Consider the following 4222-nt stretch of genomic DNA (forward strand, 5'->3'; position numbering starts at 1 on the left):
AGAACCTCGCCCGTCTGGCTCCCGAGCAACGCCTGGCGCTGGACGCTCATCTGGACGCTTTGCTGGCCCTGGGGCCACTGCGGCCGGCCGTCGCAAGGGATGAGGCTCTGGTCGCCAATGTGCGTGACATGCTGGTGGCGCTGCCGCTGGAATACCGGGTCTACAGCCGCATCAAGCGCCAGTACCGTGCCGGCGAGATTGCTGAGTTCAGCGTCGCGGCGGCGGGCGGGCCGAACGCCGCTCAGGTGTTCACCCGCCTTAGCGGCGAGCCGCTGACCAAGGGCGTGTCCGGCCTCTACACCAAGCAGGGCTACGAGAAGCTGATCAAGCCGGCGGTACAGAAAAGCACCCTTCGCTTGGCCCAGGAAGAGCCCTGGGTGCTGGGCATCAAGAGCGCTGCCCCAGTTGATGGGGCGCGGCTGAAGGAACTGGCCGTAGGCAGCCAGCTAACCGACAAAGTGCGCAGGCTGTATTTCGAGGACTACATCAAAACCTGGGACAAGTTCCTCGCCGATGTGCGCCTGGTCAAGCTGGCCGGTCTGGAGCGCAGCATCGCGGTGGCGCGCATCCTGTCGGCGGTGGACTCGCCGCTGGCCGCCTATATGCGCGGCGTGACGGCGGAAACACGCCTGGTGGCGCCGGCCGGCGCGGCCAATGCGCTGGACAAGCTGGCGGCGCAAGCCAAGAGCGAGGCCGCCAATCTGGCCGGCGCCGCGCCGGTTGATGCCGGTGGCGCGGGCGGCCCGCTGGAGCGCATGGTCGATGATCATTTCGCCAATATCCATCGCCAAGTGACGGGCCAGCCGGCGCCGATCGACGACACGTTGAAGATGTTCAACGAGCTCTACACCCAGCTCAGCGCTGTCGATGCGGCGCAAAAAAGCAAGTCACCGCCGCCGCCCGGCGGGGCTGCCGAGAAGGTCAAGGCGGCAGCCGGTCAGCAGCCCGAGCCGATACGCGCGATGCTGGAGCAGCTGGCCGACGCCGGCGCCAATCAGAGCCGCGGCGCCGAGATCCAGGGCCTGTCCGGTGAGCTGAAGCCGATCGCCGAGTTCTGCATGCGCGCCATCAACGGCCGCTACCCGTTTGCCAGCGGGGCGCGTGCCGATGTCTTGCCGGAAGACTTCGGCCAGCTCTTCGGCGGCGGCGGTTTGATGGATGACTTCTTCCAGCGCCGCTTGCTTAACCTAGTCGACACCTCGACCCCGGTCTGGACCTACAAACCGCTGGCCGACGGCAGCAAGCCGGTGGCCGCCGCCGCGCTGGCCGAGTTCCAGCGCGCGGCCCGCATACGCGAGGTGTTCTTCCGCAGCGGCGGCAAGCAGCCGGCCCTGAAGATCGAGCTGCGCGTGGCCGAGCTGGACCCGGCCTTGAAGGAGCTGGTGCTTGATGTGGACGGCCAGGTGCAGAAGCTGACGGCCGGCGGCCAGTCCATCAGCGTCGGCTGGCCCAGCCAGCGCGTGGCGGCGCAGATCAAGCTCAGCAGCGGCGCGGCCGGTGCGGCGGCGCCGCTGTTGTTCGAGGGCCCATGGGCGCTGTTCCGGCTGTTCGACCGCTTCGGCGTCGAGCCCTCGGCAGTGCCGGAGAAGTTCAGCATTCCGGTCGTTTTGGACGGCAAGAAGGCCAGGGTGGACGTGATCGCCGCCAGCGTCTTCAACCCCTTCCAGCTGAAGGAAGTGAAGCAGTTCCGTTGCCCGGCGGCGCTGTGAACACCGGCCCCGCCTTGCCCGGCTGGTATGGCAAGTTGCCCGCCCTGGGCGACTTCGCCTCGCGCCGGCTGGCGCCCGACTTCATCGAGTTCTGGGACGGCTGGTTGGCCGAGGGCCTGCAGACTTTGCAAGCGAGCCATCCGGCCGGTTGGTTGGACGCCTATCTGGTCAGCCCAACTTGGCGCTTTCTGCTGACGCCCGGCTGCCTGCCCGGCAACCTTGGCCAGCAGGCCTGGGCCGGCGTGCTGATGCCCTCGGTCGACCGGGTGGGGCGCTACTACCCGTTCACGCTGCTGCACCCGCTGGCGCAGACGCCGTTGTCCCTGCATGGCTTGCAAGCGCTGTGGCAGGAGCTGGGGCGGCTCGACGATGTGGCGGCCGATGCCTTGCAGGATGACTGGAGCGCCGAGCGGCTGGAGGCCGAATTGGCCGAGCTGGCGACCTCTAGCCTGAAGCTGCGCGACGGCCCGGTCGCACCCGTGGTGGCGGACTTGGCCCTGGTGGCCGGCGAGTTACGTGTTCTGCCCAGCAGCCTGGACGGCGCCGGTCAGATCGCCGGCGAAGCCTTGCAGCTGTGGGGGCCGCAGGCGGGCGGGCGCTCTTACTGGTTGGCCGGGGCCGCATCGGGAACGGCTAACTTGCAGAATTGGCGCGTCTGCAATGGGCTGCCGCGCTCGGCCGCCGCCTTATTAGGTGGTTAGCGGCTGCGCTCGAAGCGCGCCCTGAGGTCTTGCAGCTGCGCCGGCGTAACGCCCAGACTGCCCGCATCAAAGGCGCGCCTGTCGGGCGTGTGCATCAGCAGGGCCTGGGTTTCGTTGGCCATCAGTTCTTCGTTGTCGGGGTCGTAGTCCATGCCGGCCAGCATGCGGCGGAACATCGCGCGCTCGGCCTCGTTCAGCTTCTTTTGCCAAAAATTCCAGCTCTGCTTTTGATAGGCCGGGCGGGTGAAAAATTCGCCATGGCTCAACTCATGGCGCAGGGTCGACTCGCGGCGCAAGGCGTCCACGCCTTCATCGGCCTTGGTGGCCGGATCGTCGACCTGCAGGGCGGTGAAGCTGATGACCACTTGCTGGCTTGTGGCAGGCGGCTCGGCGCTGCTTTTTGTTTCAACGGCGCCCTCCTGCAACAGCTTTGCCTCCTGCAACAGCACGCGTAGACGCAATTCCTGGGGATTCAACACCAGCTCTTGTTTGCTGGATTGGGCAAAGAACTGGCGCAACTGTTCGGCCGTGTAGTCGTGACCGAAATAGAAGGTCTCGGTGCTGTCGCCCGATTTGTTCACTAACTCGGCCAACTCAAGATCAGTCAACACGCGGTCCCGCGCGCTGCCTTTCTTTTCTATAAAGGCGGCGGCCCGGTTGAAGGCCCGGCCTTGTTCCAGCAGGTTCGGGAATTCGATCACCAGCACGGCCTCATTGCCCTGCAGCCGCGCCAGCTGCCAATCACCCGAGGGGCTTCTACTGGCCAGTAATTGCTCTACAGAAGCCGTCTCAATGACTCGCTTGGTGGGTGGCAACGGCAACGGCAACGGCGGCGGTGTTGTTGCCAATTCTTGGGCTGCAGCAAACGCTGAAGCGGAAGCAGCAACCGAGGCAACCGGGCCGGCGGCTGCATCGCCGGTGCTTTGACGGGCCACAAGCCACCACAAAATCAAACCAATGAAGACCAACACGCCCCCCCAAGCGAGCATGACAGGCGTGCGCCGCCCTGGCGGCACGCGCGCCGCTGCGGCTGGCACCGCGCGCGCGTTGCGGCCTCGGCGCGGCGCCATCCGCCTGCGAGCTCGGCCCGGTGTTTCATTTTCAGCTGACATTGCTCGCTCAACCTTGGTTCTGTCCCATCGCCCGCTAAGCTGCGGGTTGGGCTCCGCAGCTTAGCGCCTTTAAGTGAGGCAACAACAGACTTGCGCGCTCAAATGTAGGGCTTGATGGCAACGAAACATCGGCTATTGCGAGCCACAATAGGCGCCGAATATTCGTTCAATCGGCAGGTATTTAACAGCTAGCCAACAGGGATCACCCAGTACGCCATGAGCAGCCAGACTCCTGACGACGATCGCACCGTCATCCGCCCCAGCTTGGATACCGAGCGAACGATCGCTGTGCCTTCTTCAAAAGCCGCAATGCCCGCGCCGGCTCAAGCGACTGCCACGCCTTCGCCCAGCTCCATCGCCGCGGCCGCGGCGGCCTCAAGCAGCAGCCATAGCGCTGCGTCGAGCGCGGGGGAGAGCGGCAACGCCTTGCCCATCGGCACTTATGTGGGCGAGTTCGAGTTGACCAGCGTGCTGGGCGAGGGTGGTTTTGGCATCGTCTATCTGGCCTGGGATCATTCGCTTGAGCGCAAGGTTGCGTTGAAGGAATACATGCCCTCGGCCTTGTCGGCGCGCGTGGGCAACACCCAGGTTCAAGTGAAATCGGCGCGGCACCGGGATACCTTCGAGGCCGGTCTGAGGAGCTTCGTCAATGAGGCCAAGCTGCTGGCTTCGTTTGACCATCCGTCCTTGGTCAAGGTGT

At 65.5% G+C, this 4222-nt stretch carries 3 protein-coding genes and 1 pseudogene; 3 read left to right on the forward strand and 1 reads right to left on the reverse strand.

Going from position 1 to position 4222, the window contains the following annotated elements; all coding sequences use genetic code 11:
• Together tssM and tagF are read left to right on the forward strand one after the other, a co-directional pair.
• On the forward strand, positions 1-1709 hold a 1709-nt coding region (gene tssM, locus RMO57_RS17230; protein WP_310388710.1), incomplete at its 5' end, for a type VI secretion system membrane subunit TssM.
• Entirely contained in the window at positions 1706-2410 is a 705-nt protein-coding gene (gene tagF, locus RMO57_RS17235) for a type VI secretion system-associated protein TagF (protein ID WP_310388712.1), read from the forward strand. The genes tssM and tagF, both read left to right, overlap by 4 nt.
• Here tagF and RMO57_RS17240 read toward each other — a convergent pair.
• Positions 2407-3237 (reverse strand): hypothetical protein, encoded by an 831-nt coding sequence (locus tag RMO57_RS17240; RefSeq protein WP_310388713.1) that lies wholly within the window; start codon positions 3235-3237, stop codon positions 2407-2409. The genes tagF and RMO57_RS17240 overlap by 4 nt on opposite strands.
• A gap of 501 nt (positions 3238-3738) precedes the next feature.
• Here RMO57_RS17240 and RMO57_RS17245 point away from each other — a divergent pair.
• Positions 3739-4222 (forward strand): annotated as a pseudogene (locus tag RMO57_RS17245) (hypothetical protein); the annotation flags it as partial.

The organism is Roseateles sp. (assembly GCF_031397715.1).
Lineage (GTDB): Bacteria > Pseudomonadota > Gammaproteobacteria > Burkholderiales > Burkholderiaceae_C > Paucibacter_A.